The organism is Agrococcus jejuensis, from assembly GCF_007679035.1.
Taxonomy (GTDB): domain Bacteria; phylum Actinomycetota; class Actinomycetes; order Actinomycetales; family Microbacteriaceae; genus Agrococcus; species Agrococcus jejuensis_A.
On the sequence record NZ_VEFR01000002.1, the window covers coordinates 684,154 to 710,322 of the forward strand.

Genomic DNA, 26,169 nt, shown 5'->3' on the forward strand with positions numbered 1-26,169 from the left:
GCCGTCGCACCCCGCCGCGTCACGGGGCTCAACGTTGCCGCGGACGCCTACGACCGACGACGGGCCGACGCGAGCGCCGCCTCCTTGGCCTCGATCGCCGCGATCATCGTGCGGCCGTCGTGCGGGCCGCGATGGCGCGTGCCGTTGATGAAGAACGTGGGGGTGCCGCGTGCGCCGCTGTCGCGCGCGCTGCGCACGTGCTTCTCGACGAGCCGAGCGGTCGCCGGATCGGCGACGTCCTCGTCGTAGCGGTCGAGGTCGAGGCCGATCTGCTCGGCATGGCGGCGCAGGTCGTCGGCCTCGAGCGCCGACTGATTCGCGAACAGCACGTCGTGCATCTCACAGAATCGGTCCTGCCGGGCCGCGGCCTCGGCCGCGATCGCGGCTCCACGCGCATGCGGGTGCACGTCGTCGAGCGGCAGATGGCGCACGACGTATCGGATGCGGTCGCCGAAGTGCTCGCGGATGTCCTTCCACATGCCCGTCGCGCGGGCGCAGAACGGGCACTCGAAGTCGAGGTACTCCACGACGGTCAGCTGCGCTCCCTCGGTGCCGCGCGTGTGGTCGAGCTCGGGGTCGAAGGCGGGCTCGAGCGTCGAGGGCAGGTCGGCCTCCGTCTCGCCGAGCTTCGTGCGCGCGACGCGGAAGACGACCCATCCCATCGCCCACGACAGCACGAGCGCGATGAGCACGCCCACGGTCGCGGCATCGGCGGTCGCTCCCTCGAAGGCGAGGGAGATGATGAGCAACGACATCGTGAAGCCGATGCCCGAGAGCGCGGCTCCCCCGGCGACGCTGCCGGGCCCGACGCCGTCGGGCAGTCGCCCGAGTCCCGCACGGACCGCTGCCCATGCGCCGAGCGCGATGCCGCCGAGCTTGCCGAGCACGAGGCCGGCGACGACGCCCCACGTCACGGGGCTCATGAGCGCCTCGCCGAGCACGCCGCCGCGCAGGTCGACGCCCGCGTTCGCGAGCGCGAAGATCGGCACGATCACGAGCGAGACCGGACCGCGCAGCACCTCGTGCAGACGCTGGTTCACCGAGATCGATCGGGCGAGCCCTCGCGAGACCGAGCGGGCGACGCTGGCATCCGGCGATTGCCAGTAGTCGCGGAAGAGGTGCTTGGCGGCGACCACGTCGCCGCGCGCGGTCGCAGCGGCGGGCACCAGCAGGCCCGCAGCCATGCCCGCGAGCGAGGGATGGATGCCGGACAGCAGCGTCGCCGCCCACAGCACGACGATGACCGCGACGTACGGGCTCGACCGCCACTGCCTCGCGCGACCGAGCCAGTACAGCAGCGCGAGGCTCACGACGGCGATGCCGAGGGGCATGAGCTGCACGTCGTCGGTGTAGAAGACGCCGATGATCGCGACGGCCAGGAAGTCGTCGACGACGGTGAGGGTGAGCAGGAAGACGCGCAGCTGGGCGGACATCCGCGGTCCGACGAGCGCGAGCGCCCCGAGCAGGAACGCCGTGTCGGTGCCGATGACGACGCCCCAGCCGTCGGCGGCCTCACGGCCGGCGATGAGCAGGTAGATCGCGGCGGGCAGGGCGACGCCGGCGAGACCGGCGACGAGCGGCACGAGCGCTCGCCTGCGATCGCGCAGCGTGCCGACGGCGAGCTCCTCGCGCACCTCGAGGCCGATGAGGAAGAAGAAGATCACCATGAGGCCGTCGTTGACCCAGTGGTGCAGGCTCAGGTCGATCGAGAAGTCGCCGATCGTCACCGCCGCCTGCGTGTGCCACAGGTCGACGTACGACTGCGACCACGGCGAGTTCGCCCACGCGAGCGCGACGAGCGCCACGGCCACCAGCAGCAGCGCGCTGCCCGACTCCGTCCGCAGCCTGTCGATGACGGCCTGCGCCCATCCGACCCCTCGCGCCATGCCCCAGCCTCTCGCCGCATCCGCCCGTGCTTGCACGGTACCCGTCGGCACTAGCGAACGCGGGGGCCGCGGAACGGCTTCCCACGGAGAGGGGCTCTGCGAGGGCTCGGCTCAGCCGTTGCCGTTGCCGTTGTTGCCGGTGCCGCCGTTCCCGTTCCCATTGCCGTTGCCGTTGCCGTTGCCGTTGTTGCCGGTGCCGCTGTTCCCGGTGCCGGGGTCGACGGCAGGAGCCGGCACGGGGGCAGCGCTCGGCGCCACCTCGGTCGGGGTGACCGGGTCGGCGACGGTCGGCTCGGTCGGCGCCGTCGGCTCGGTCGGCGACGGATCGACCGCGGGCTCGGAGACCTCTGCGACCTCGGCAGGCGGCGTCGATGCGGTGGTCGGCTGCAGCGCGACCGCCGCCAGCACGATGGCGGCGACCCCGACCGCGGCCGCCACGATGCCGACCACGACGCGACGCGGTCGACGGCGCTGCACGCGAGTGGCGGTCGCCGCCGCGAGGGGCACGGTCGCCGCGGCCGTCGACCGCGTGGCCCCGTCGGTCGCGAGCGCGGGCGTCGGCATGGGCAGGGTGGCCGCGACCTCGTCCGACCACGTCGGCACGCGCTCGGCGACGAGGCCGAGCGCCAGCTCGTGCACCCGCTCGGGCGTCGGTCGATCCGCTGCCTCGCGCGCCGTCATGGCGGCGAGGAGCCCCGCCCAGCGCGGATGCATCGCGTCGGGGATCACGGGATCGCGCAGCATCCGTGCCGTCAGCGCCTCGAGCACCGGCCCGGGGAACTCCCGCGTGCCGGTGATGGCCTCCAGCAGCACGAGACCCAGCGAGTACACGTCGGCGGCCGGCGTCACGTCGCCGCCCATCGCCTGCTCGGGACTCAGGTAGGCGGCGGTGCCGAGCACGGCGCCCGTCGCGGTGAGGCGCGATCCGCCCTCGAGCGTCGCGATGCCGAAGTCGGCGAGCCGCGCGTCGAACTCGCGCCCGGCGAGCGGCGAAGGCGCGAGCAGGATGTTCGACGGCTTCACGTCGCGGTGCACGATCCCCCGCGCGTGGACCACGATGAGCGCCTCGGCGACGTCCACCGCCAGCCGCGCGAGATCCGCGTCTGCGATGGGAGCATCCCTGCGGCGCTCGGCGAGCGTGGGGCCGTCGACGAGCTCCATCACGATGATCGTGCTCATGCCGCCCGCGAGGCGCACGGTCGCGGCATCGAAGACCGTGACGAGCGCCCGGTGGCTCAGCGCGGCGAGCATGTCGATCTCGGCGCGCTCGCGCTGCCGTGCGACCGGATCCTCGTCGGCGTGCGCGAGCACCTTCATCGCGACGTCGCGGCCGAGCACCTCGTCGCGGGCGCGGTGCACGCTGGCCATCCCGCCCGCGCCGAGCATCGCGCCCACGCGGTAGCGACCCGCGATCAGCGACCCGACCTCGAGCGTCGGCGCGTGGAGCTCCTCGACCATGACCTCGCGAGCGTATCCCTCGGCGACGGCCGACGAGGAGGGTTGCGCCCCACCGCACCGCGTGCATCGCTCGGCGGGCCGTGGGCGCCGGGACGCGTCGCCTAGGGAGTCGGCACGGGGACGCTCGGCGCGGGATCGCTCGGGACCGGGTCGCTGGGCACCGGATCCGACGGCACCGGGTCCGACGGCACCGGGTCGACCGGCACCGGGTCGACCGGGGTCGGCTGCTCCTGCGTGGGCGGCGCGCTCGGCTGCGGTGCAGGCTCCGACGAGGCAGGTGCGCTGGTCTCGGGCGCGGTCTCGGACGGCGACGGAGCGGGCTCGCTCGTCGTGGGCGCCGTCGGGCTCGGCGACGTCGACGGCGTGGGGCTCGGCGTCGTGCTGTCCGCCTCCTCGGCCGGTGCCGACGGTGCCGCCTCCTCGTCGCCGAGGCCCTGGATCGCGAGCGCGCCTGCACCGATCGCGGCGGCGACGAGCACGACGGCCGCGGTCGCGATCACCGCGGTGCGGCGGCGACGGCGTGCCGGCAGGTGCTCGACGTCGGCGTCGTGGCCGGCATCCGCGACGGCCATGGGCGCGGTCGCCGTGTCGGTCGCAGCGGCGCCCGCCACCCCAGCGGCAAGCGCGCCGGCGCCGACCGCGGGCAGCAGCGCGGTGCGCCCGTCGACCTCCGACTCGTCGTCCGCGGCGGCGTTCGCGGTGCTCGGTGCGGCAGCCAGCGCAACCGTCGCGACGTCGGAGCCCGCCTGGGCCACGACGTGCACGGGCGTGCCCTCGAGGTCGGCGAGCAGCACGCGCAGCTCGTCGGTCGTCGGACGATCCGCCGGCTCGCGCGCCGTCATGCCGCGGAGCAGCCACGCCCACCGCTCGTCCATGGTGGGCGGGATGACGGGGTCGCGCAGCATGCGCGCCGTGAGCGCCTCGATCGCGGGGCCGGGGAACTCCCGCTCGCCGGTGATCGTCTCCAGCAGCACCAGGCCGAGCGCGTACACGTCTGCGGCGGGGCCGACGTCGCCTCCGACCGCCTGCTCGGGGCTCAGGTACGCCGCCGTGCCGAGCACGGCACCGGTCGCCGTCAGGTCTCCACCACCGTCGACCGACGCGATGCCGAAGTCGGCGAGCCGCGCGTCGAAGTCGTGCTCGGCGAGCGGCGACGGCGCCAGCAGGATGTTCGACGGCTTCACGTCGCGGTGCACGATGCCGGCGGCGTGCACGACCGCGAGCGCCTCGGCGAGGTCGCGGGCCATGCGCAGCAGCTCCGCGTCGGCGATCGGCCCCTCCGACCGGCGCTGCGACAGCGTGGGCCCGTCGACGAGCTCCATGACGACGACGATCGAGTCGTGGCCGTCGATGCGCGCCGACACGGCGTCGAAGACGGTGACGAGCGCGCGGTGGCTCAGACGCGCGAGCAGCTCGACCTCGGTGCGCTCGCGCTCGTGGGCTGCGGGGTCGGAGGACCCGCGCGTGACCGCCTTCAGCGCGACGTCGCGGCCCAGCAGCTCGTCGCGGGCGCGGAAGACGCTCGCAGTGCCGCCCGAGCCGATCCGCTCGCCGACCCGGTACCGGCCTGCGAGCAGCGCTCCGGGCGCGAGCGGGTGCTCGTCGTCGTCCACGTGCATGCCTCGACTCTCCTCCTCGCCCCGCCGACGAGCCTAGGGACGCGAACGGCGGGCGCGCGCATGGTTGCGCGCGCCCGCCGGATGCGGCATGGCCGGGGCTAGCGGTTCGCCGAGTCCTGCCAGACCTTCAGGCCCACGTCGACGCCCTCGACGGCCTCGTCGATGCGCGTGAGCTCCTCGGCCGTGAGGGCCGGAGCGTCGAGCGCCGCGAGGTTCTCGTCGATCTGCTCGGGACGCGAGGCGCCGATGAGCGCCGACGTCACGACGTCGTCGCGCAGCACCCACTGCAGCGCGAGCTGCGCGAGGGACTGCCCGCGCTCCTTCGCGAGGTCGTTCACCGCGTTGAGGATCGCGACGGTCTCGTCGGGCAGCGGCTTCGACGACAGCGAGCCGCGCTGCATGCGCCGCTCGGCCGTGCCGTCGCCGAGGTACTTGCCGGTCAGCAGGCCCTGCGCGAGCGGCGTGAACGCGATCGCGCCCATGCCCGCCGAGCGCAGCGCATCCGTGAGCCCGTCCTCGACCCAGCGGTTGAGCATCGAGTACGCGGGCTGGTGGATGACGAGGGGCGTGCCGAGACGCTCGGCGATCGCGTGCGCCTCGGCCGTGCGCTCGGCCGAGTACGACGAGATGCCCACGTAGAGCGCCTTGCCCTGGCGCACGAGCGCGTCGAGCGCGCCGATGGTCTCCTCGAGCGGCGTCACCGGGTCGGCGCGGTGCGAGTAGAACACGTCGACGTGGTCGATGCCCATGCGGGTCAGCGACTGCTCGGCGCTCGCGAGGATGTACTTGCGCGAGCCCCACGAGCCGTAGGGGCCCGGCCACATGGGGTAGCCCGCCTTCGACGAGATGATGAGCTCGTCGCGGTAGCGACCGAGGTCCTCGCGCAGCATGCGGCCGAAGTTCGTCTCGGCGGTGCCGGGAGGCGGGCCGTAGTTGTTCGCGAGGTCGAAGTGCGTGATGCCGCGATCGAACGCGTGGCGCAGCAGCGCCCGCTGGTCGTCGAACGGGATGTTGTCGCCGAAGTTCCACCACAGGCCCAGCGAGATCGCCGGCAGGTAGAGGCCGGACGTGCCGACCTGGCGGTATCGGTCGACCGCGTAGCGGTCGGGCGCCGCCGTGTAGGGGCGGTGCAGCTCGAAGGTCTCGGGATTCCAGCGGGGGGCGTCGTCGCTCACCCTCCCCACGCTAGCGGGGGCATCCCAGGGCCTGGATCCGCTGCGAGCGGAACGGCATCGTCGAGGGCACGGCGACGCACGGCGCCCGCTCCCCGTCGATCGTCGGCTCGGTCGTGTCGGCGGCGTCGCGCGCCGCCACCCTCCGCGTCACCCCTCGGAGCTGAGGACTTCGGCCCGATGCGAGGTCACATCGGGCCGAACACCTCAACTCTTCAGTCGCGGCGCACGTACCACTCGGTGAAGTCGCATGCGCGGCCGAACGCATCCAGCCGCACGACCCAGAGGTTGTCGTACGTCGAGCCCTCGGCGTACGCCGTGACGCCCTGGATCACCGCGACGTCGCCCTCCTCGGCCACGATGTGCCAGTCGAACGACCACGAGCCCGGCGCGTCCGCCTCCTCGTGCCACATCCGCACGATCGCGTCGATGCCGATCGCCGGCTCGTCGTCGGAGGGGTAGCCCCGGTAGATCGCATCGGGCGCGAACGCTGCGCGCACGACGTCGTCGTCCTCGGTGAGCCACGCGTCGACGTAGCGCTCCACGAAGTCCTCGGCCCGCGTCATCGCATCGACCTCCTGCTGCGAGCGTAGCGACGGGGCACCGTGCGGGCTCGCATCTCACGAGCCCGACGATGCCCCGTCGGCAGGGGTGACGCGTCAGTCGCCCTTCACGTTCACGAGCTGGCGCAGCGTGTGCCGCACCCGCACGAGGTCAGCAGCGTCGGCCATGACCTGGTCGATCGGCTTGTACGCCTGCGGGATCTCGTCGATGAACGCGTCGGTGTCGCGGTACTCGATGCCCACCATCGCCTCCTGCAGCTGCTCGCGCGTGAACTCGCGCCTCGCCGCCGCTCGCGACCGCGTGCGCCCGGCACCGTGCGGCGCCGAGTGCAGCGACAGCGGGTTGCCGAGGCCCTCGACCACGTACGACGCCGTGCCCATCGAGCCCGGGATGAGCCCCATCCGACCGGCGTCGGCCTGGATGGCGCCCTTCCTCGACACCCACACGCGCTTGCCGAAGTGCTGCTCCGACTCGGTGAAGTTGTGGTGGCAGTTGATCCGCTCGAGCTCGTCGATCGGCACCCCCATGAACCTGCCGAGCTGGTCGGCGACGCGGTCCATCATCTCCTCGCGGTTGAGGAGCGCGAACCGCTGCGCCCAGCGCAGCTCGCGGATGTACCTCGTGAACTCCGGCGTGCCCTCGACGAGGTACGCGAGGTCGGGGTCGGGCAGGTCGATCCACCACTGCTTCGCGAGCCGCTGGGCGGCCTTGATGTGGTGCTGCGCGATCTTGTTGCCGACGCCCCTCGAGCCCGAGTGCAGGAACATCCAGACCCTGTCGGTCTCGTCGACCGAGACCTCGATGAAGTGGTTGCCGCTGCCGAGCGACCCGAGCTGCTCACGCCACCTGCCCGCGTACGACGCCGGGTCGAAGCCCGCCTGCTCGGCGAGCGCCTCGAGCTCCGTGATCCGCGGCTCGGCCGTGTGCCGGATCGTGCGGTTGTCGTGGCCCGCCGACAGCGGGATGCTGCGCTCGATCTGCGAGCGCAGCTCCGCCAGGTCGCGACCGACGAGGTCGTCGCGCACGAGCTGGGTGCGCACGGCGATCATGCCGCAGCCGATGTCGACGCCGACGGCCGCGGGCACGATGGCCCCGAGCGTCGGGATGACGGATCCGACCGTGGCACCCCTGCCGAGGTGCGCATCCGGCATGAGCGCCAGGTGCGGGTAGATGAACGGCATGCTCGACGCGGTGCGGGCCTGGTCGAGGGTGTTCTCCTCGATGAGGCTCGCCCACGACAGCAGGCGGTTCGTGAGCTTCTCCATGGTTCCTTGGTTTCCTCGTGATGTGCGGCGTTCGTGCGAAGCGGTTCGGGACCGCTCGCACGCATCACGTGGATGTGCGAGGAAGCCCCGGACCTCTCGGTGCGGGGCGTGGAGCGATGGGTGCTATCGCTCGGCGTCCGGCGCCGAAGGGGTCGACTCAAGTCGACCGAAGCGCTGGGAGCGCTTGGCCGAGTCCAAGGACAGCGTCCTCGTGAGCATGGTCGGATCCCTCTGCAGCGAATGCCGTGTGCAGCCGCGCACGGTGCGCAGCCTTGCGACGGTAGTGGTGCGCGACGCGATGCGTCAAGCGTCGGGGGGCGCCGCCTCGTGCAGCGCGCGGAGCCGCGTCGTGAGGCCTGCGGCGTCGAGGCCGTGCTTCGCGAGCAGCTCGGCGTACGGGCCGTAGCCGATGTGCACGTGCGGCACGGCGACGATGTCGACGCGGCCGGCAGCCTCGGCGGCGACGACCTCGGCGACGCGTGCGCCGAGCCCGCCCGTCGGGTAGTGCTCCTCGACCGTCACGACGTGGCCGGTGCGGCGCACGCTCTCGAGCACCGCTGCGGCGTCGAGCGGGGACACCGTGGGCATGCCGATGAGGTCGATCTCGATGCCCTCCTCGCGCAGCGCATCCACGGCCGCGACGACCTCGGCCGCGATGTAGCCCGTCGTCACGACCGTCATCGCCTCGCCCGACCGCAGCGGGTAGGCTCGCCCGATCTCGAACGAGCCGCGCGGCACGAGGTCGCCGAGGGGGCTCGCGCCGATGCGCATGTAGACCGGCCCCTCGTGCTCGAGCATCGCGGCCGACGCATCGACGATCTGGCCGGCGTCGAGCGGTGCGAGCACGACGACGCCCGGGATGGTGCCGATGATCGCGTAGTCCTCGAGCGAGTGGTGCGTGGGGCCGAGGTCCGAGTAGGTGAAGCCGCCGTTGCGGCCCACGACCTTCACGTCCTGCCGCATGTAGCCGACGTCGTTGCGGAACGCCTCGAACGAGCGGCACGTCACGAACGCGGCGATGGCGCAGAAGACGGGCTTGAGGCCCGTCGTGGCGAGGCCGGCCGCGACGCCTGTCGCCCCGTGCTCGGCGATGCCCGTCTCGACGTAGCGCTCGGGATGCCGGGCGCGGAAGTCGCCGAAGCCCGAGCTCTTGCCGCTGTCGGCCGAGAGCACGACGATGCGCTCGTCCTGCTCGGCGAGCGCGGTGACGGCGGCGCCGAACGTGGTCCTGGGGTCGTGCAGCGTCGTCATGCGAGCACCTCCGAGAGGGATGCGACGTCGGCGTCGGCATCGGCGACCGCCCGGCCGAGCTCCTCGGGCGTCGGCTTCCAGTAGTGGGCGGCGACCGTGCCCTGCACGGAGCGCACGCCGAGGCCCTTGATCGTGTGGGCCACGATGGCCCGGGGCCGGTCGGAGCGCGCCTGCAGTGCCGGCACGAGCTCGTCGAGGTCGTGCCCGTCGACCTCCTGCACCTCCCAGCCGAAGGCGACGAGCTTGTCGACGATCGGCTCCATGTCCATGACCTCGGCCGTCGTGCCCGAGATCTGCATGCCGTTGACGTCGACGATGGCCGTGAGGCCGTCGAGCCCGTGGTGCGCCGCGATGGCCGCCGCCTCCCAGTTCGAGCCCTCGGGCAGCTCGCCGTCGCCGAGCAGCGTCCACACCCGCGTCGGCAGCCCCTGCATCCGCGCGCCCATCGCGATGCCGGCCGCGATCGCGAGGCCGTGGCCCAGCGCACCCGTGTTGGCCTCGACGCCCGTGAGCTTGTGCATGTCGGGATGCCCGCCGAGCGGGGTGTCGAGCCTGCCGTAGGTGTCGAGGATGCTCGCGTCGAAGAAGCCGCGGTCGGCGAGCACGGCGTACTGGCACATCGCCTTGTGGCCGGCGGAGAGCAGGAAGCGGTCGCGTGCGGGGTCGTGCGGGTTCGCGGGGTCGATGCGCAGCACGCGACCGTAGAGCGCCGTGACGATGTCGATCGCCGACATCGCGCCGCCGAGATGGCCGGCGGGCGTCGACTCGAACATGCGCAGCACGTTGCGGCGCGCCCGTGCCGCGGCGAGCTCGAGATCGGGATGCGCGCTGCGCACGGGCGTGCGGACGTCGGCTTCGGTCACTTCGGCACCTCGCTGTGCTGGACGTGGTTGTCTAGCCCAGTATATGCAAGTGCATGCAAGTAGTCCACGGCGGCGTGGGCGACGGCGCGCATCAGTCGCCGGGGCGCCACCCGTGCAGCAGCGCCGCCGTCACGCCGTTCGACCAGCCGAAGCCGTCCTGCAGCTCGTACTCCCCGCCGCCGCCGATGCCGTCGTCGCCGTCGATCTCGTACTTCTCGATCAGCTTGTGCTCGCGGTCGAACACCCCCTGCACCGTCGCGAGCCAGCGCTCGGCGATCTCGTCGCCCAGCGGCAGGTCGTGGCGACGGAACCCTTCGATCGCGAGCCACTGCAGCGGCGCCCAGCCGTTCGGCCGGTCCCACTGGTCGCCCGTCTCGTGCTCGCTCGTGCCGATGCCGCCGCTACGGAGCAGCCTGGCGCGCACGGCCTCCTCGGTGCGTCGCGCCTGCTCGTCGCTCGCGCAGCCGGCGAAGAGCGGCACGACGCAGGCGCCGACGATCGACCGACGCGGCGCGCCGGTGCGCAGGTCGTGGTCGAGGTACGCACCCGCCTCGTCGTCCCACAGCCAGCGATCGATCGCCGCGCATCGATCCGCGGCCGCGGCTGCGAACCGCTCGGCGGACTCGTGGTCGCCATCCGCCTCGCTGAGCCGCGCCACGAGCCGCTCGAGCACGACGAGCAGCGCGTTGAGGTCGACGGGCACGATCTGCGTCGTGCGGATGGTCGAGAGGTCGTCCGGCACCTCGTTCCACCGCGACGAGAAGTCCCAGCCCGACGCCGCGCCCGCGCGCAGGTCGCGATACACCTCGTGCGCGGGGCGGTCGGATGCGGCGGCGGTCGCGACGTCCTCGCGGTACGACTCCTCGCGCGGCGAGTCCCGATCGTCCCAGTACCGCTGCAGCACCGCGCCGTCGGGCATCGCGACCGACGACCGATGCGCCTCCCCGGGTCGCAGCGCATGGGCGCCGTCGACCCAGTACGCGTGCTCACGTCGCAGCGCGTGCAGCAGATCCCTGCCGTCGATCGCCCCGCACGCCTCGGCGAGCTCGACCATGCACGCGAGCATCGGCGGCTGCGAGCGGCTCAGGTAGTACGTGCGATTGCCGTTGGGCATGAGGCCGTAGCGATCGATGAGCGACGCGATCGCCTGCACCGCGTCGCGCACCGACTCCGTCCGCCCGCTCGCGGCGAGCCCGAGCATCGAGAAGTAGGTGTCCCAGTAGTACAGCTCGCGGAATCGCCCGCCCGGCACCGGGTAGGGCGTCGGCACGTCGATGAGCGAGCCCATGAGCCTCGGCGACGCGCTGTGGGTCAGCGGATCCCACAGTCGATCGATGTGCGTCGCGAGGTCGTCGGACGCACGGGGGTGGAAGCCGCTGTGCCCGGGGCGGGGCTCGTCGAAGTGCTCGCCGACGAAGACCGCGAGGTCGAAGCCCTCCCGGTGCCGCTCGCGACGGTACGCGCGCAGGATCTGCTCGGGATCGTCGCGCGGCACGCAGTCGACGAAGGTCTTCGAGTCGTCGAAGACCTCGCCCTCCTGGACGGCGAGGAAGAGCTCCTGGTAGCGCTCGGCGGGCGTGAGGGTGTCGGCGGCCATCGGCTCCCCTGGGTCGGCGTCACCCCAGTCAAGCAGGACGCCGCACGTGCATCGGGCCGCTTGACGCGCCCCACGACGAGTCCCGTCAGTCGAGCAGCAGCGCCGGCTCCTCGAGGATCGACGCGACGTCGGCCACGAAGCGCGAGACGACGTCGCCGTCGATCGCGCGATGGTCGAACGAGCCGCCGACGGTCGTCACGAAGCGCGGGCGCACCTCGCCGTCGACGACCCACGGCTTCTGCTTGATCGTGCCGAGCGCGATGATGCCCGTCTCGCCCGGGTTGAGGATGGGCGTGCCCGTGTCCATGCCGAACACGCCGATGTTCGTGATCGTGATGGTGCCGCGCGCGAGGTCGGAGGGCTGCGTGCGTCCGTCGCGGGCGGTGAGCGTGAGGTGCTCGAGCGCCTTCGCGAGCTCGAGCAGGCTCATGTCCTGCGCGTCCTTGACGTTCGGCACCAGCAGGCCGCGCGGCGTCGCCGCCGCGATGCCGAGGTTCACGTAGTGGTGCACGACGAGCTCGTCGCCCGTGAACGTCGAGTTCACGTTCGGGTTGCGGCGCGCAGCCCACAGCACGGCGCGAGCCATGATGAGCAGCGGCGAGACCTTGACGCCTGCGAAGTCCGTCGACTGCTTGAGCCGTGCGACGAACTCCATCGTGCGCGTCGCATCCACGTCGACGAACACGCTCACGTGCGGGGCCGAGTACGCCGAGTCGACCATCGCCTGCGCGATCGCCTTGCGCACGCCCTTCACGGGGATGCGCTCCTCGCGATCCCCCGACCACGCGGCCGGCGTCTCGAGGTTCTTGAAGACGCTCGGCTGCTCGGCGGCGCGCACGACGTCGTCGCGCGTGACCTCGCCCGCGAGGCCCGTGCCGACGACCGACGCGAGGTCGACGCCCAGGTCGCGTGCGAGCTTGCGGATCGGCGGCTTCGCGATCGTGGGCACCGCGGATGCGGCGGGCACGGATGCCGGGCGCGCGGGCTCGGTGCGCACGGGCGGCTGCTCGACGGTGCGCGGCTTGCGACGCCGGGTCTGCGCGTCGCCGCGCACGCCGTAGCCGACGAGCACGGCGCCGGGCTCGTCGTGCGTGATCGAGGCCTGCACGTCGGCGACGGCCTCGCTCGTCTCGATCGCCGAGGGGTCGACGGGCTCGGGCGCCGCCTCCGCCCCGTCGGCGATGCGGATGATGGGCGAGCCCACCTCGACGGTGTCGCCGGGCTCGGCGAGCAGCGCCTCGACGCGGCCGGCGAACGGGCTCGGCAGCTCGACGAGCGACTTCGCGGTCTCGATCTCGAGGATGACGTCGTTGACGGCGACCTCGTCGCCTACGGCGACCTTCCACGCGACGATCTCGGCCTCGGTGAGGCCCTCGCCGGGATCCGGCAGTCGGAACTCCTGCATCATGCCTCCATCAGTAGGCCAGCACGCGATCGACGGCGTCGAGCACGCGGTCGGCGTCCGGCAGGTACACGGCCTCGAGCGCGGCCGGCGGGAACGGGGCGTCGAAGCCCGAGACGCGCAGCACGGGCGCCTCGAGCGAGTAGAACGCGCGCTCGTGGATCGTCGCCGCCACCTCGGAGCCCACCGACACGTGGCCGGGCGCCTCCTGCGCCACGACGACGCGGCCCGTGCGCTGCGCGGACTCGACGATGGGCCCGAAGTCGATGGGCGACAGCGAGCGCAGGTCGATGACCTCGCACGACGTGCCCTCGCCCTCGGCGATCTGCGCCGCCTGCAGCAGCACGTGCACCATGGCGCCGTGGCCCACGAGCGTCACGTCGGTGCCGGGGCGGGCCACGACCGAGCGGTGCAGCGGCCCGGGCGGCGCCGACAGGTCGACCTCGCCCTTCGCCCAGTACTTCGCCTTCGGCTCGAGGAAGATCACGGGATCGTTGCCCTGGATCGCCTGCTGGATCATCCAGTACGCGTCGTTCGCCGTCGACGGCGACACCACGCGCAGGCCCGAGGTGTGCGCGAAGTACGCCTCGGGGCTCTCCTGGTGGTGCTCGACGGCGCCGATGTGCCCGCCGTACGGGATGCGGATGACGACGGGGAACGAGACGGTGCCCGCGTGCCGCGAGGTGAGCTTCGCGAGCTGCGAGGTGATCTGGTCGAACGCCGGGTAGACGAAGCCGTCGAACTGGATCTCGCAGATCGAGCGGTAGCCGCGCATCGCGAGGCCGATGGCCGAGCCGACGATGCCCGACTCGGCGAGCGGGGTGTCGAGCACGCGCTTCGCGCCGAACTCGGCCTGCAGGCCGTCGGTGACGCGGAATACGCCGCCGAGGGGGCCGATGTCCTCGCCCAGCAGCAGGATGCGCTCGTCGGCGGCCATCGCGGCGCGCATGCCCGCGTTCAGGGCCTTCGCGATGGGCATCGTCACGGTGCCGGAGGGCGCGGATGTCGGCGCGGTCTCGGTGGTGGCTGCGTCGGTCATGCGTCGCCTCCGAACGATGCCTCGAACTCCGCGAGCGCGAGCTTCTGCTCGGCGAGCGGCGCGTGCGGGTCGGTGTAGACGTGGTCGAAGATCACGTCGCTGGGCGGGCTGCCGGCCGAGAGCGTGCGGCGACGCACGTCGGCCGCGGTGTCGGCCGCCTCCTCGTCGATCGACTGCAGCAGCGCATCCTCGACGCCCTGCGCGCGCAGATGCGCGGCGAGGCGGGCGATGGGATCGCGGCGCTGCCACGCCGCCTCCTCGTCGCTCGAGCGGTAGCGCGTCGGGTCGTCGCTCGTCGTGTGCGCGCCCATGCGGTACGTGTCGGCGGCGATGTAGCCGGGGCCCTCGCCGCCGCGCGCGGCGTCGAGCTCGGCGCGGCCGACGGCGAAGGCGATGAGCGGGTCGTTGCCGTCGATCCAGTGCGCGCGGTGGCCGAACCCGGCCGCGCGCAGGTGCAGCGGCGTGCGCGACTGCGTGCTCGACGGCACCGAGATCGCCCACTTGTTGTCCTGCATGTAGGTGACGAGCGGCGCGTCGTACGTCTTCGAGAACACGAGGCCCTCGGAGGCGTCGCCCTGGCTCGAGGCGCCGTCGCCGTAGCAGACCAGCACGGCCTCGTCGCTGGCGACGTCGCCGGAGCCGACCTTGCCGTCCATGGTCGCCCCCATGGCGTAGCCCGTCGCGTGCAGCGCCTGCGTCGCGATGACGAGCGAGTAGATGCGGCAGCCTCGGGTCTCGTCCGGGTTCCAGCCGCCGTGCCGTGCGCCGCGGAACACGTCGATGATCTGCATCCACTCGACGCCGCGCACGTGCGCGATGACATGCTCGCGATACGACGGGAAGACGGTGTCCTGGTCGCGCATCGCGAAGGCCATGCCGACCTGGCCGCCCTCCTGGCCGACCGACGGCACCCACAGGCCCAGTCGGCCCTGGCGCTGCAGGTTGCGCGCCTCCATGTCGACGGCGCGGGTCTCGACCATGGCGCGGTGCATCGCGATGCGGTCGTCGAGCGTCAGCTCGTCGGCCAGCGCGTGCCAGCGCTCGGTCGCGGCGCTCAGCACCAGCGCGCCCTCGGCGTCGAGGAGCCGCAGCGGCTCGTCGAGGTCGGTGACGGCCACCGTCATGCGAGCTCCCGGATGCGGCGCACGGCATCGACGATGCCGTCGTGCGCCTCGCGCTCGGCGACCGTGATGCGCACGCCGTCGGGGAACTGGCGCGCGACGATCGCCACGTCGTCGAGGATCTCGGCGATCGCCTCCGCCTGGTCGGGACGGGCTGCGACCCAGACGAAGTTGCCGTGCGCCTCGGGCACGGGCGTGCCGGCGTCGGCGAGGCGCTGCTGCAGGGCGTCGCGGTCGGCGGCGAGCTGCTCGACGCGGGCGAAGAGCTCGCCCTCCGCCGCGATGCTCGCGAGCGCAGCCTGCGTCGCGAGACCCGTGACCGACAGCGGGATCCCCGAGATCGTCGCGGCGCCGATGATCGTCGGATCGCCGATGGCGTAGCCGACGCGCAGGCCGGCGAGGCCGTACGCCTTCGAGAAGGTGCGGAGGATCACGACGTTGTCGTGCGCGGCCTGGGCGGCGAGGCCGTCGACCACCGGCACCTGCACGAACTCGATGTAGGCCTCGTCGAGCATCACGAGCACGTCGGAGGGCACCTTCGCGATGAACGCGTCCCACTGCTCCTGGGTGACGATCGGGCCCGTGGGGTTGTTGGGGCTGCACACGAACACGGCGCGCGTGCGCTCGGTGATCGCGGCGGCCATGGCGTCGAGGTCGTGCTCGGCGGTGGGCGTGAGCGGCACCATGATGGGCGTCGCACCCGCGACCTGCACGAGCAGCGGATACGCCTCGAACGAGCGCCATGCGAAGACGACCTCGTCGCCCGGACCGGCGACGGCCGTGACGAGCTGCATGATGCCCGAGACGGAGCCGTCGGAGACCATGATGCGCTCGGGCGCGACGCCGTGCTTCGCCGCGAGTGCGGCGACGAGCGAGGGCGCGCCGGCGGCCGGATACCGGTTCACCGTGGCGGCCTGCTCGACGATGGCGTCGACCACCGAGGGCAGCGGCGGGAAGGGGTTCTCGTTGCTCGAGAGCTTGAATCCACCCTCGGGAGCGGGCCTGCCCTGCTTGTATGCGGGGATGGCCTGGATCGCGTCACGCAGTCGTACTGGCACCATCCCAGGCTAGGGCGAAGGGGCGTCCGTCGGGGCATGGATGCATCCATCCGGGCACATCCGCCGCCGGGATGCAGGGCGTGGATGCGATGATGTGCGCATGCGCTTCCTGCTGCGAATCGCGGGCACTGCCCTGTCGATCTGGGTCGTCACGCTCATCGTGCCCGGCATCCACATCGTGCCCTGGGCCGAGGGCACCGGGCCCGAGGTCGGCACGCTGCTGCTCGTCGCCCTCGTCTTCGGCGTCATCAACGCCACGATCGGCAACGTCATCCGCATCGTCGCGTTCCCCATCTACCTGCTGACGCTCGGCATCGCGGCGCTCTTCGTCAACGCGCTGCTGCTCATGTGCGTGCACTGGCTCTCGGAGGCAGCCGGCTTCGGCCTGCGGCTCGACGGCTTCTGGTGGGGCTTCCTCAGCGCGATCCTCATCTCGTTCGGCACGTGGCTCGTCACGGTGATCACGCGGCCGCTGTGGCGCAAGGAGCGTGCTCGCGACCGCGAGTGAGCGATCGCGGCCCGCGCCCGCTGAGGGCAAGGGCTGGAATGCGCGCCCGCTCGCGTCGTTGGATCGATGCATGAGCGAGCAGACGATGCAGGCGGTCGTGTACGACGAGTTCGGCGGCCCCGAGCGGCTCGCGCTGCGCGAGGTCGCGGCGCCGACGCCGGGGCCGGGCGAGGTGCGCATCCGCGTGCGGCGCGCCGGCGTGAACCCCGTGGACTGGAAGGTGCTGTCGGGCGGGCTGCGAGGCCTCATGCCCCACGTGCTGCCGATCGTGCCGGGCTGGGACGTCGCGGGCGTCGTCGATGCGCTCGGGCCCGACGTGCCCGAGCTCGAGGTCGGCGACGAGGTGCTGTCGTACGCGCGCAAGGACTGGGTGCAGCAGGGCACGTTCGCCGAGCTCGTGACCGTGCGCGTCGTCGACGTCGCCCGCAAGCCCGCTGCGCTGTCGTGGGATGCGGCGGGCGCGCTGCCGCTCGCGGGCCTCACGGCCGAGCGCGTGCTCGACGCCGCGGGCGTGAGCCGCGGCAGCACGGTGCTCGTGCACGCCGCCTCAGGTGGCGTCGGCACGCTCGCGGTGCAGCTCGCACGGCTGCGCGGCGCCCGCGTGATCGGCACGGCCTCGCCGTCGGGCCACGATCGCCTGCGTGCGCTGGGTGCCGAGCCCGTCGCGTACGGCGACGGCCTCGTCGACGCCGTGCGTGCGCTCGCGCCCGAGGGCGTCGACGCCGTCGTCGACCTCGTGGGCGGCGTCATGGAGCAGACCCTGGCGGTGCTCGCCGAGGGCGGGCAGCACGCGTCGATCGCCGACCATGCCGCGGGCGAGCACGGCGGCCGCTGGGTGTGGGTGCGCCCCGACGGTCCGCGGCTCGAGGCCCTCGCGCAGCGCGTCGCCGACGGCGAGCTCGACGTCGAGATCGCGGGAACGTTCCCGCTCGCCGACGTCGCGGGCGCCTTCGAGCAGAGCATGTCGGGCACGACGCGCGGCAAGCTCGTCATCCACGTCGCCGACTGAGCCGGGCGGCTCACCGCTGCACGTCCCAGCCGGCCGACTCCAGCTCGACCGGCCCGACCTGCGCGCCCTCGACGGGCGCCCAGACGGCGTCGACGACGTCGTCGCCGAGCGCGTCGAGCTGCTGCGCGGTCGCCCAGTAGGCCTCGGGGTAGTGGCCGCCGACCATCAGGTCGGAGAGCGGCTGCCCGGCGTCGTCGTAGCGCCGGGTCTCGATGGCATCGAGGTCGGGGGATCCCTCGAGCACGAGCCGGTCGTCGACGTGCGGTCCGCCCAGTGCGGCGACGACGTCGGAGTCGTTCTGCACCGCGACGGCCGTCGTGCCCTCCGGCACCGCCATGGCACCGACGGGACCGGCGAAGGTCACGACCGACTGCACGCGCACGCCGGCACCGAGCGCAGCACCCGCCACGGCCGCGCCGCCCTGCGAGTAGCCGAACATCTGCACGACGTCGCCGTCGGCGACGCCCGCCGCCTCCATCGCCTGCAGCACGGCGTCGGCGCTGCCGAACGTGTCGCCGCCGGCGACGTTCATCGCGTTCTCGACGTTCGAGGTCATGTCGTAGGCGGTGTCGGGATCGTCGAACGCGAACGACTCGGTGCCGCCCGCGAACACCTGCACCACGACGGTGCCGTCGGCGAGCTCGTAGCGGTCGATCTCGACGTTCGACTGCATCGACTGGATGCGGGCGAACGCGTCCGAGTACGACGCGACGGGCGCCTGGCCGGGCGCGGCGCCCGTCGCCCCGCGCTCGATGGCGACGGGCGTGGACCCGGGCAGACGGGGCGGATGGCCGGTGAGCAGGAGGCCGAGCACCGTCGCGACCATCGCGCCGGCGCCGAGCGCCCGGTCGTCGTCGACGAGCGATCCGGGCAGCAGCGCGAACCCCGCGCCGACGTCGTCGAGCTGCGCCATCGCGAGGCGCACTGCGTCGACGAACGCGGGATGGTTCAGCAGGTCGGCCCCGTGCTGCTGCACGAGCGCCTGCAGCCCGTGCAGCAGGGGTGCTGCGAGCCTGCCTGCCGCGTCGACCGCGGCGCCGGCCATCGAGAGCACGTGGGGATTCCGCGCCGCGAGTGCCAGCAGCGGCATGAGCAGCATGCCTGCGCCGACCGCGGCGATGCCGACGCCGCCGACCGCGGCGGTCACGAAGGCGCGCGTCGCGACGCCGAGCCCGACCGACAGCCGGTCGGCCGCCCAGTCGACGGCGCCGCGCACGACGGCGTCGGTGGTCTGGTAGCTCCAGCCTGCGAGGTCGACGGCGAGTCCGAGCCGATCGAGGTCGGCGATCGCGAGCCCGCACGCGACCTCCGCGTCGTCGGCGAGCGCCTGCACGCCGGCGACGACCGCGGCGTCGTCCGCCGACAGCGCGGCGGCGCTCGGCCAGGTGCGCGTGCGCAGTCGCGACTGCGCACGCTCGAGCTCGTCGCGCGCATCCGCGAGCCCCGAGCGCACGACGGCCGCGGCATCCGGGCTCCAGCCGACGACGCTCACGGGATCGCTCGATCGAGCAGCGGCACCGCCTGATCGAGATCGGCGTGGATGCCCTCGACCCCGACGCCCAGGCGACGCAGCGCGTCGCGCAGCGACTGCGAGGCGGGGCCGAACCAGTCGAGGGTGGTCGAGGGCACGTCGGCGACGGCGGCGAGCGTGGCGCTGCGGGCCGCGACGAGGTCGCCGCGCAGGTCGAGCAGCGACGCCCGTGCAGCGGCGCGCACGATCGCGATCGTCGGATCGTCGTCGGGCATCAGCGGGATCTGCATGGCAGGCACCCTGCACCGCGCCACCCGCGAGACGACCCCGCCTGCATGCCGCCTGTGGATGGATGCCGCGCACTCCCGTCTGTGGAGGATCCTTGCCATGATGTGCTCGTGACCATGGACCGCGCGTTCCTCGACGCGTCGCGGTTCCGCATCTGCTTCGTGTGCACCGGCAACATCTGCCGATCGCCCATGGCATCCGCGGTGCTGCGGCGGCTCGCCGACGAGCACGGCGTCGCCGATCGCGTGCTGGTCACGAGCGCGGGCGTCAGCGACTACCACGTGGGCGAGACGGCCGACGAGCGCACGATCGCGGCGCTCGAGCGCTCGGGGTATCCCGCATCCGACCACCGCGCGAAGCACTTCACGCGCAAGTGGTTCGACGGCTTCGACCTCGTGATCGCGCTCGACCGCGGCCAGGAGCGCGTGCTGAAGCAGCTCGCGCGCGACGACGAGGCGCGCTCGAAGGTGCGCCTGCTCATGGCGTTCGAGCCCGACCCGCCGACGCTCGACGTGCCGGATCCGTACTACTCCGAGCCCGAGACGTTCGATGCGGTGCTCGCGCAGATCGAGTCGGCCTGCCGCCGCCTGTTCCGCCAGATCCACCCGGTGCTCGCGGCATCGCGCCGCGGCTGAGCCCGCACGACGCGATCAGCTCGCGCGACCGCGCGCCCGATGCCTGCGCACGCCGTCCCGGTTCGCGCAGCGCACCGAGCAGTAGCGCTGCCGCCCGTTGCGGGTGACGTCGACCACGACGTTCGCGCAGTGGTCGCCGGGCGCGAGCCCGGCGGCGCACCGTGCGAGCCGATGCATGCCGCGCGTGGTCACGTGCAGCGCGGTGCCGACCGCGATCACGGCGCGCAGCACCTGCGGCAGTCGCTGGTCGTCGTCGCGGTAGTGCAGGTGCCAGTCGCCGTCGTGGTCGGTGAGCCGCGGGTAGGCGGTCGCGGCCGCCATCTGGGCGTTGAGCAGCGCGGCGCGCGCGTCGGGCGTCGGTGCGTCGACGACGGCGAGCCACGCGTCGACGACCTCGCGGGTGCTGGCGTGGTCGGTGGATGCCGCGGGTGCGTAGACGGCGGTCATGCCGTGCTCGTACGTGCGGGCGACGATGCCGTCGCGGTCGGCCGGCCAGTCGTTGGCGAGCGATGCCGCGAGCTGCACCGCGTACTCGCCGTAAGGGTTGAGTTGCACAACGGCATTACACCACGCTCGGAGCCATGGCCTCCAGCACCCTCGAGCAGCATCCGCAGACCCGCCCGATCGCCGTGCACGAGCACGGCTGGGCGACCGAGTCGCGGCACGTGACGAGCGAGGGCATCGTGCGCTACGTGCGCTGCACCGCGTGCGGCAGCCGCCGCGTCGACGTCGAGCGCGCACCGATCGGGCCGCCCGAGCCGGCGAGCGCCGTCGTCGGCCGCTGACGCCTCGCCTCGCGGCATCGACGACCTCGGTGGGATGATGGAGCACGTCCGCGCGCGCGAGCGCGACGAGCATCCCCACCGACAGGACGTCATGACGCTTCCCCCGCAGCCCGTCTCCCCGCTCGACGGCCGCTACCGCACCCAGGTCGGCGCGATCGGCGAGCACCTGTCGGAGGCGGCGCTCAACCGGGCCCGCGTGCACGTCGAGGTCGAGTGGCTGATCTTCTGCGCCGAGCGCGGCCTCTTCTCGACGCCCGCGATCGGCGAGGCGGATGCCGCCTCCCTGCGCGAGTGGGCAGCGGGCTTCGGCCAGGCCGAGATCGACTGGCTCGCCGCCAAGGAGGCCGTGACCCGCCACGACGTGAAGGCCGTCGAGTACCTCGTGCGCGACCGCCTGCACACCCAGGGCCTCGACGCCCTCGCCGAGGCGACGCACATCGCCTGCACCAGCGAGGACGTCAACAACCTCTCGTACGCGCTCACGATCCGCGACGCGGTGCACGAGGTGTGGATGCCCGCGCTGCGCGAGGTGATCGGCCGCCTGTCGGGCCTGGCCGTCGAGCACCGCGACCTGCCCATGCTCGCCCACACGCACGGCCAGCCGGCGACCCCGACGACGCTCGGCAAGGAGATGGCCGTGTTCGCCTGGCGCCTCGAGCGCGTCGCGGGCCAGATCGAGGACGTCGAGGTGCTCGGCAAGTTCGCCGGCGCCACCGGCACGTTCTCGGCGCACGTCGTCGCCGACCCCCAGGCCGACTGGCCGAACCTCGCCAAGGAGTTCGTCGCGGGCCTCGGCCTCACGTGGAACCCGCTCACGACGCAGATCGAGAGCCACGACTGGCAGGCGGAGCTGTTCCAGCGCATCAGCCATGCGGGCCGCATCCTGCACAACCTCGCGACCGACGTGTGGACGTACATCATGATGGGCTACTTCACGCAGATCCCCGTCGAGGGTGCGACGGGCTCGTCGACCATGCCGCACAAGATCAACCCCATCCGCTTCGAGAACGCGGAGTCGAACCTCGAGATCGCGAGCGCGCTGCTCGAGTCGCTCGCGGCGACGCTCGTGACGAGCCGCCTGCAGCGCGACCTCACCGACTCGTCGACGCAGCGCAACGTGGGCGTCGCGCTCGGTCACTCGCTGCTCGCGCTCGACAACCTGCGCAAGGGCCTCGGCGAGATCGCGGTCTCCGAGACGCGCCTCGCCGCCGACCTCGACGGCAACTGGGAGGTGCTCGCCGAGGCGATCCAGACCGTCATCCGCGCCGAGGTGCTCGCGGGCACGTCGTCGATCGAGGATCCGTACGCGCAGCTGAAGGGCCTCACGCGCGGTCACCGCGTCGGCAAGGCCGAGCTCGCGGCGTTCGTCGACGGCCTGGACATCTCGGATGCGGCGAAGGAGCGCCTGAAGGCCCTCACCCCGCACACGTACGTCGGCCTGGCGCCCGAGCTCACCGACCTCGCGCCGTGACCTGCAGCGCGTGACGGGTCGCGAGCGGGCCGAGCGCCTGCGCATCGTCGGCGAGCGCTGCGTGCTGCGCGACTGGGCGCTCGGCGACGCCGAGCCGCTGCGGGCGCTGCTCGACCCGCGCGCGTCGTGGCACGACACGAACGGCCCCTACTTCGGGCGTCCGAGCGCCGAGGACATGGCGCGCGTGCGCGACGGCTACCTCGCGCTCGCCGCCATGCCCGCCGACCAGGTGCCGATGCCGCGGGCGTCGCTCGCGATCGCCGACCCCGTCAGCGACGCGGTGCTCGGCTGCGTCTCCTGGTACTGGGAGAGCCGCGACACCGACTGGCGCCGCATCGGCATCGTGCTCTACGACTCGGCGGCGCGCGGTCGCGGCATCGGCCGCGAGGCCCTCGCGCTGTGGACCGACCACCTCTTCGCCGTCACGGACGCGCTGAGGCTCGACCTCGCGACCTACTCCGGCAACGTCGGCATGCAGCGCGCCGCCGAGGCGGCGGGCTTCACGCTCGAGGCGCGGATGCGGCAGGCCCGCCGATGGTCGGGCGGCGTGCACGACGCCCTCGTGTACGGCGTGCTGCGCGAGGAGCGCTGAGCCTTCAGCGCAGGTGATCGATCGCGATCGACGACCTCGCCCACCACGGTGCCGTGATCGAGACCTCGCTCGTCCACGCGGGGTCGAATCCGTGGATCCACGCGAACGTCGCGATGGCCGCGAGGACCGGGACGACGATCGCGGCCATCTCGCACGAGGGCGCCAGCCAGGCGAGGCGGCCTCGCACCTCGCGAGTGGCCCACGCCAGGATGAGCGACGCGAGCACGATCACCACGATGAGCGGCGACGGGCCGAGCTCGATCGCGTAGGTGAGCGGCGCCTCGGTCGTGGGCTGCCCTTGCCCATCGCGCCACGAGCCGTCGGCCGCGACCGCCCCGATCGCGCCGACCATCGAGCCGCGCGCGACGGACCAGTAGCCGACGAGCATGACGACGCCGGTCGCGACGAGCCGGCGCGTCGGCAGCCGCCGCGCCGCGGTCGGTGCCTGCTGCGTGTCGGTGCTCATCCCGTTCCCTCTCGCCCCCTCCACCGTCGCATGCGCGACATCGGGGCACAAGCGGTCAGCGCGGGAGCGCCACCGAGAGCTGCGTGCCGGGCACCGGCTCGAGCGCGTAGCCGGCGAGCGCGTCGGCGCGGAGGCGGCGCTGCACGAGGACGCCGGGATCGGTGGAGGCCGCGACGCGGCCCTCGTCCGTGACGACGAGCGCGCCGGCGCCGGCGGCACGGAGCGCATCGCCGATCGCGCGTTCGAACTCCGGCACCGTGACGTCGGCGCCGACGACGCCCGCGAACGCGCCGTCGACCACGAGCGGCGCCGTGAACGTGAGCGTGGCCTGGTCGGTGCACAGCAGGTCGACGTAGGGGCCGGTCATGTGCGGCGCGGCGGTGTCGGCGGGCACGCGGTACCACTCGAGGTCCTCGTACGAGCGCACGTAGCCGCCGTCGGTCGCACCGGCGTCGAGCCTGCGCACGTCGCGGGCGACGCCGAGCGCCTGCCACCACGCCATGAGCGGCTGGCCGACGAGCCGCGGATCGACGACGAAGCCGCCGCCGAAGACGACGGTGCGCGCCGCGAGCTCTGCGCCCATGACCCGCTCGACGACCGTGAGGGCCGCCGCCGGGTCGAGCGCGACCGCGGCATCGCCCAGCGATCCCTGCAGCCTCGCGATGACCGCCTGTGCCTCGCCCACGACCTGCTGCACCGCATCCACTGCGCTCATGCGAGCCTCCGCTTCGCCTCGAGCAGCCACCGCACCGCGCGATCGCATGCTGCCTCGACCTCGGCGCGCGCCCGGTCGCCGTCGCCGTCGCGGATGGCCGCGACGAGCCGCTCGCCGCCGGCGTGCGCTGCCGCGCGCTCGTCCGGCTCGTGCAGCGACGCCCACAGCAGCGGGCCGTCGGCGTGCTGGAGGCGCACCTGCTCGCGCACGAGGCGCACGGATCGGCTGAGCGCGACGACCTGCAGGTGGAAGCCGCCGACGCCGCGGCGTGCTGCGAGCTCGTCGTCGAAGTCGATGCCGGCGAGGTCGCGCGCGAGGGCATCGGCCTCGAAGGCCGACGCCTCCTCGGCCGCGAGCACGGCACCCGTGCCGGCGATCGCGACGGCGTGCACCCCCAGGTCGGCGAGCTCGGCGCTCGACAGGCCGCGGATGCGTCGCTCCACGGCCTCGACGCGGTCGGCGTCGTCCATCGTCACGAACGAGCCGCCGCGGCGGCCGCGCTGCGTCGTCACGAGGTGACGGTCGCGCAGGTCGGCGAGCGCCTCGCGCACGGTCGCGGGCGCGACGCCGAAGCGCTCGGCGAGGCGCGACTCCGCGGGGAGGCGCTCGCCGGGATGCAGCATGCCCAGCACGATCGCCTCCTCGAGCCGTGCCGTGACGGCCTCGGCGCGACCGACCTCGTCGATCGGCGCGAAGACGGCGGAGCGCGCGAGCGTCGCTGGCTGCTCCATCCGGGTCCCCCGTCTCGGATTCGTGACGCAACCGTAACACCGCGGACTTCCAAACCTTTGGAAACAGAGGTTTTATGGGGCGCACGTCACAGCATCCGCACAGCCAAGGAGGCGCGCGTGACCGCAGCGCAGCACCCGGCCATCCGTCTCAGCGGCCTCCGCCGCGAGTTCGGGCCCGTCATCGCCGTCGACGGCATCGATCTCGACATCGCCGAGGGCGAGTTCTTCTCGATGCTCGGGCCCTCCGGCTCCGGCAAGACGACCGTGCTGCGGCTCATCGCGGGCTTCGAGACGCCGACCGCCGGCGCCGTCGAGCTGTTCGGCAGGGACGTCTCCGCCGACGCGCCCTACGACCGCCCCGTCAACACCGTCTTCCAGGACTACGCGCTCTTCCCGCACATGAGCGTGCTCGACAACGTCGCCTACGGCCTGCGCGTGCGCGGCATCGGCAAGACCGAGCGCACGCGGCGTGCGACGGAGGCGCTCGAGCGGATGCGCCTGGGCGACTTCGCGAGGCGCCGACCCAACCAGCTCTCCGGCGGCCAGCGCCAGCGCGTCGCGCTCGCGCGCGCCATCGTCGTCGAGCCGCGAGCGCTGCTGCTCGACGAGCCGCTCGGCGCCCTCGACCTCAAGCTGCGCGAGCAGATGCAGGTCGAGCTCAAGCAGCTGCAGCGCGACCTCGGCATCACGTTCGTCTTCGTGACGCACGACCAGGACGAGGCGCTCACGCTCTCCGACCGCATCGCCGTGTTCGACGCCGGGCGCATCCAGCAGGTCGGCGCCGCGTCCGAGGTCTACGAGCGGCCCGCGACGCCGTTCGTCGCGACGTTCGTCGGCACGTCGAACCTCTTCGACGACGCACAGTCGCGCGCGCTGCTCGGCCACGGCGGCATCCACGCCATCCGCCCCGAGAAGCTGCAGATCCACCGCGGCGAGGCGGGCGACGGCCTCGCCGGCACGGTCGCCGAGGTCATCTACGCCGGCGCGAGCGTGCGCTGCGTCGTCGACACGGATGCGGGCATGCGCATGACGGTGCTCGAGCAGTCCTCGTCGGGCCACGCGAGCGTCGTGCGCGGCGACCGCGTGCGGCTCGCATGGGCCGACGCCGACGTGCGCGACCTCGTCGAGCCCGAGACGGTGCAGCCCGCCCCCGAAGACCAGTCCCCCTCCCCGGCGACGGCATCCGCCTGAGCCCCACCCACA

General features: G+C 73.0%; 26 protein-coding genes. 7 read left to right on the plus strand and 19 right to left on the minus strand.

Annotation, left to right across the window (positions count from 1 at the left end; all coding sequences use genetic code 11):
* Positions 1–47 precede the first annotated feature (47 nt).
* The 13 genes from nhaA to FS793_RS10135 all read right to left on the minus strand — a co-directional run bounded on the left by nhaA (position 48) and on the right by FS793_RS10135 (position 16,295).
* On the minus strand, positions 48–1,886 hold the full coding sequence (gene nhaA / locus FS793_RS10075; RefSeq protein WP_144720341.1) for a Na+/H+ antiporter NhaA: 1,839 nt from the start codon (positions 1,884–1,886) through the stop codon (positions 48–50).
* Between the two features lie 111 nt (positions 1,887–1,997).
* Positions 1,998–3,344: a serine/threonine-protein kinase gene (locus FS793_RS10080; protein ID WP_144720342.1), complete on the minus strand. Its 1,347-nt coding sequence runs from the start codon at positions 3,342–3,344 to the stop codon at positions 1,998–2,000.
* A gap of 101 nt (positions 3,345–3,445) precedes the next feature.
* Complete coding sequence (locus FS793_RS10085; protein WP_144720343.1) at positions 3,446–4,963, minus strand: serine/threonine-protein kinase; 1,518 nt, start codon at positions 4,961–4,963, stop codon at positions 3,446–3,448.
* A 98-nt stretch (positions 4,964–5,061) separates the two neighbouring features.
* Positions 5,062–6,138, minus strand: coding sequence for an L-glyceraldehyde 3-phosphate reductase (gene mgrA, locus FS793_RS10090; protein ID WP_144720344.1), 1,077 nt, complete (start codon positions 6,136–6,138; stop codon positions 5,062–5,064).
* A gap of 212 nt (positions 6,139–6,350) precedes the next feature.
* Entirely contained in the window at positions 6,351–6,701 is a 351-nt protein-coding gene (locus FS793_RS10095; protein WP_144720345.1) for a nuclear transport factor 2 family protein, read from the minus strand.
* 93 nt (positions 6,702–6,794) lie between these two features.
* The gene (locus FS793_RS10100) at positions 6,795–7,964 is read right to left on the minus strand and encodes an RtcB family protein (protein ID WP_144720346.1); all 1,170 of its coding nucleotides are present in this window, start codon (positions 7,962–7,964) and stop codon (positions 6,795–6,797) included.
* Between the two features lie 303 nt (positions 7,965–8,267).
* On the minus strand, positions 8,268–9,215 hold the full coding sequence (locus tag FS793_RS10105) for a transketolase family protein (protein WP_144720347.1): 948 nt from the start codon (positions 9,213–9,215) through the stop codon (positions 8,268–8,270).
* Entirely contained in the window at positions 9,212–10,078 is an 867-nt protein-coding gene (locus FS793_RS10110) for a transketolase (RefSeq protein WP_260980107.1), read from the minus strand. The genes FS793_RS10105 and FS793_RS10110 overlap by 4 nt, the downstream gene beginning before the upstream one ends.
* 91 nt (positions 10,079–10,169) lie before the next feature.
* The gene (treF, locus tag FS793_RS10115; RefSeq protein ID WP_144720348.1) at positions 10,170–11,675 is read right to left on the minus strand and encodes an alpha,alpha-trehalase TreF; all 1,506 of its coding nucleotides are present in this window, start codon (positions 11,673–11,675) and stop codon (positions 10,170–10,172) included.
* 85 nt (positions 11,676–11,760) lie between these two features.
* Positions 11,761–13,083, minus strand: a complete 1,323-nt coding sequence (locus FS793_RS10120) for a dihydrolipoamide acetyltransferase family protein (RefSeq protein ID WP_440130459.1) — start codon at positions 13,081–13,083, stop codon at positions 11,761–11,763.
* Positions 13,084–13,090: 7 nt separating this feature from the next.
* Complete coding sequence (locus tag FS793_RS10125; RefSeq protein WP_260980108.1) at positions 13,091–14,116, minus strand: alpha-ketoacid dehydrogenase subunit beta; 1,026 nt, start codon at positions 14,114–14,116, stop codon at positions 13,091–13,093.
* Complete coding sequence (locus tag FS793_RS10130) at positions 14,113–15,240, minus strand: thiamine pyrophosphate-dependent enzyme (protein WP_144720349.1); 1,128 nt, start codon at positions 15,238–15,240, stop codon at positions 14,113–14,115. The genes FS793_RS10125 and FS793_RS10130 overlap by 4 nt, the downstream gene beginning before the upstream one ends.
* On the minus strand, positions 15,237–16,295 hold the full coding sequence (locus FS793_RS10135; RefSeq protein ID WP_260980109.1) for a histidinol-phosphate transaminase: 1,059 nt from the start codon (positions 16,293–16,295) through the stop codon (positions 15,237–15,239). The genes FS793_RS10130 and FS793_RS10135 overlap by 4 nt, the downstream gene beginning before the upstream one ends.
* Before the next feature lie 100 nt (positions 16,296–16,395).
* On the opposite strand from FS793_RS10135, the gene FS793_RS10140 reads away from it, so the two are divergent.
* On the plus strand, positions 16,396–16,803 hold the full coding sequence (locus tag FS793_RS10140; RefSeq protein ID WP_144720351.1) for a phage holin family protein: 408 nt from the start codon (positions 16,396–16,398) through the stop codon (positions 16,801–16,803).
* A gap of 70 nt (positions 16,804–16,873) precedes the next feature.
* Complete coding sequence (locus FS793_RS10145) at positions 16,874–17,812, plus strand: NADP-dependent oxidoreductase (protein WP_313959374.1); 939 nt, start codon at positions 16,874–16,876, stop codon at positions 17,810–17,812.
* A 10-nt stretch (positions 17,813–17,822) separates the two neighbouring features.
* Here the strand turns inward: FS793_RS10145 and FS793_RS10150 are convergent, their stop codons facing one another.
* Complete coding sequence (locus FS793_RS10150) at positions 17,823–19,304, minus strand: hypothetical protein (protein ID WP_144720352.1); 1,482 nt, start codon at positions 19,302–19,304, stop codon at positions 17,823–17,825.
* Positions 19,301–19,573 carry a hypothetical protein gene (locus FS793_RS10155; RefSeq protein ID WP_144720353.1) on the minus strand — a complete coding sequence of 91 codons (273 nt, stop codon included), beginning with the start codon at positions 19,571–19,573 and terminating at the stop codon, positions 19,301–19,303. Before FS793_RS10155 ends, FS793_RS10150 begins: the two co-directional genes overlap by 4 nt.
* 114 nt (positions 19,574–19,687) lie before the next feature.
* Between FS793_RS10155 and FS793_RS10160 the strand changes: the two genes are divergently transcribed.
* Positions 19,688–20,206: a low molecular weight protein-tyrosine-phosphatase gene (locus FS793_RS10160; protein WP_186329449.1), complete on the plus strand. Its 519-nt coding sequence runs from the start codon at positions 19,688–19,690 to the stop codon at positions 20,204–20,206.
* Positions 20,207–20,221: 15 nt separating this feature from the next.
* Here FS793_RS10160 and FS793_RS10165 read toward each other — a convergent pair whose 3' ends face one another.
* A complete protein-coding gene (locus FS793_RS10165; protein ID WP_144720354.1) occupies positions 20,222–20,761 on the minus strand; it encodes a CGNR zinc finger domain-containing protein in 540 nt (179 codons plus the stop codon).
* A 26-nt stretch (positions 20,762–20,787) separates the two neighbouring features.
* Between FS793_RS10165 and FS793_RS10170 the strand changes: the two genes are divergently transcribed.
* The 3 genes from FS793_RS10170 (at position 20,788) to FS793_RS10180 (ending at position 23,054) form a co-directional block, all read left to right on the plus strand.
* Entirely contained in the window at positions 20,788–20,991 is a 204-nt protein-coding gene (locus FS793_RS10170; RefSeq protein WP_144720355.1) for a hypothetical protein, read from the plus strand.
* Between the two features lie 91 nt (positions 20,992–21,082).
* Positions 21,083–22,462, plus strand: a complete 1,380-nt coding sequence (gene purB, locus FS793_RS10175) for an adenylosuccinate lyase (protein ID WP_260980110.1) — start codon at positions 21,083–21,085, stop codon at positions 22,460–22,462.
* 10 nt (positions 22,463–22,472) lie between these two features.
* Positions 22,473–23,054, plus strand: coding sequence for a GNAT family N-acetyltransferase (locus FS793_RS10180; protein ID WP_186329438.1), 582 nt, complete (start codon positions 22,473–22,475; stop codon positions 23,052–23,054).
* Between the two features lie 4 nt (positions 23,055–23,058).
* Here the strand turns inward: FS793_RS10180 and FS793_RS10185 are convergent, their stop codons facing one another.
* From FS793_RS10185 to FS793_RS10195, 3 genes are read right to left on the minus strand one after another with little or no spacing between them, the layout of a single operon-like run.
* Complete coding sequence (locus FS793_RS10185; RefSeq protein ID WP_144720358.1) at positions 23,059–23,520, minus strand: hypothetical protein; 462 nt, start codon at positions 23,518–23,520, stop codon at positions 23,059–23,061.
* 55 nt (positions 23,521–23,575) lie between these two features.
* A complete protein-coding gene (locus FS793_RS10190) occupies positions 23,576–24,235 on the minus strand; it encodes a cache domain-containing protein (protein WP_144720359.1) in 660 nt (219 codons plus the stop codon).
* Positions 24,232–24,966, minus strand: coding sequence for a FadR/GntR family transcriptional regulator (locus FS793_RS10195; protein ID WP_144720360.1), 735 nt, complete (start codon positions 24,964–24,966; stop codon positions 24,232–24,234). The genes FS793_RS10190 and FS793_RS10195 overlap by 4 nt, the downstream gene beginning before the upstream one ends.
* A 117-nt stretch (positions 24,967–25,083) precedes the next feature.
* On the opposite strand from FS793_RS10195, the gene FS793_RS10200 reads away from it, so the two are divergent.
* Positions 25,084–26,157 (plus strand): ABC transporter ATP-binding protein, encoded by a 1,074-nt coding sequence (locus FS793_RS10200; protein ID WP_260980111.1) that lies wholly within the window; start codon positions 25,084–25,086, stop codon positions 26,155–26,157.
* Positions 26,158–26,169: the final 12 nt, after the last annotated feature.

Excerpts from the sequence above, each read along its gene's own strand:
- FS793_RS10105 (WP_144720347.1), bottom strand. The coding sequence starts at position 9,215 with ATGACGACGCTGCACGACCCCAGGACCACGTTCGGCGCCGCCGTCACC.
- purB (WP_260980110.1), top strand. The coding sequence starts at position 21,083 with ATGACGCTTCCCCCGCAGCCCGTCTCCCCGCTCGACGGCCGCTACCGC.
- FS793_RS10155 (WP_144720353.1), bottom strand. The coding sequence starts at position 19,573 with ATGCAGATCCCGCTGATGCCCGACGACGATCCGACGATCGCGATCGTG.
- FS793_RS10120 (WP_440130459.1), bottom strand. The coding sequence starts at position 13,083 with ATGATGCAGGAGTTCCGACTGCCGGATCCCGGCGAGGGCCTCACCGAG.
- nhaA (WP_144720341.1), bottom strand. The coding sequence starts at position 1,886 with ATGGCGCGAGGGGTCGGATGGGCGCAGGCCGTCATCGACAGGCTGCGG.
- FS793_RS10085 (WP_144720343.1), bottom strand. The coding sequence starts at position 4,963 with ATGCACGTGGACGACGACGAGCACCCGCTCGCGCCCGGAGCGCTGCTC.
- FS793_RS10125 (WP_260980108.1), bottom strand. The coding sequence starts at position 14,116 with ATGACCGACGCAGCCACCACCGAGACCGCGCCGACATCCGCGCCCTCC.
- FS793_RS10160 (WP_186329449.1), top strand. The coding sequence starts at position 19,688 with ATGGACCGCGCGTTCCTCGACGCGTCGCGGTTCCGCATCTGCTTCGTG.
- FS793_RS10140 (WP_144720351.1), top strand. The coding sequence starts at position 16,396 with ATGCGCTTCCTGCTGCGAATCGCGGGCACTGCCCTGTCGATCTGGGTC.
- FS793_RS10095 (WP_144720345.1), bottom strand. The coding sequence starts at position 6,701 with ATGACGCGGGCCGAGGACTTCGTGGAGCGCTACGTCGACGCGTGGCTC.
- FS793_RS10080 (WP_144720342.1), bottom strand. The coding sequence starts at position 3,344 with ATGGTCGAGGAGCTCCACGCGCCGACGCTCGAGGTCGGGTCGCTGATC.
- FS793_RS10170 (WP_144720355.1), top strand. The coding sequence starts at position 20,788 with ATGGCCTCCAGCACCCTCGAGCAGCATCCGCAGACCCGCCCGATCGCC.
- FS793_RS10130 (WP_144720349.1), bottom strand. The coding sequence starts at position 15,240 with ATGACGGTGGCCGTCACCGACCTCGACGAGCCGCTGCGGCTCCTCGAC.
- FS793_RS10195 (WP_144720360.1), bottom strand. The coding sequence starts at position 24,966 with ATGGAGCAGCCAGCGACGCTCGCGCGCTCCGCCGTCTTCGCGCCGATC.
- treF (WP_144720348.1), bottom strand. The coding sequence starts at position 11,675 with ATGGCCGCCGACACCCTCACGCCCGCCGAGCGCTACCAGGAGCTCTTC.
- FS793_RS10145 (WP_313959374.1), top strand. The coding sequence starts at position 16,874 with ATGAGCGAGCAGACGATGCAGGCGGTCGTGTACGACGAGTTCGGCGGC.
- FS793_RS10190 (WP_144720359.1), bottom strand. The coding sequence starts at position 24,235 with ATGAGCGCAGTGGATGCGGTGCAGCAGGTCGTGGGCGAGGCACAGGCG.
- FS793_RS10185 (WP_144720358.1), bottom strand. The coding sequence starts at position 23,520 with ATGAGCACCGACACGCAGCAGGCACCGACCGCGGCGCGGCGGCTGCCG.
- FS793_RS10100 (WP_144720346.1), bottom strand. The coding sequence starts at position 7,964 with ATGGAGAAGCTCACGAACCGCCTGCTGTCGTGGGCGAGCCTCATCGAG.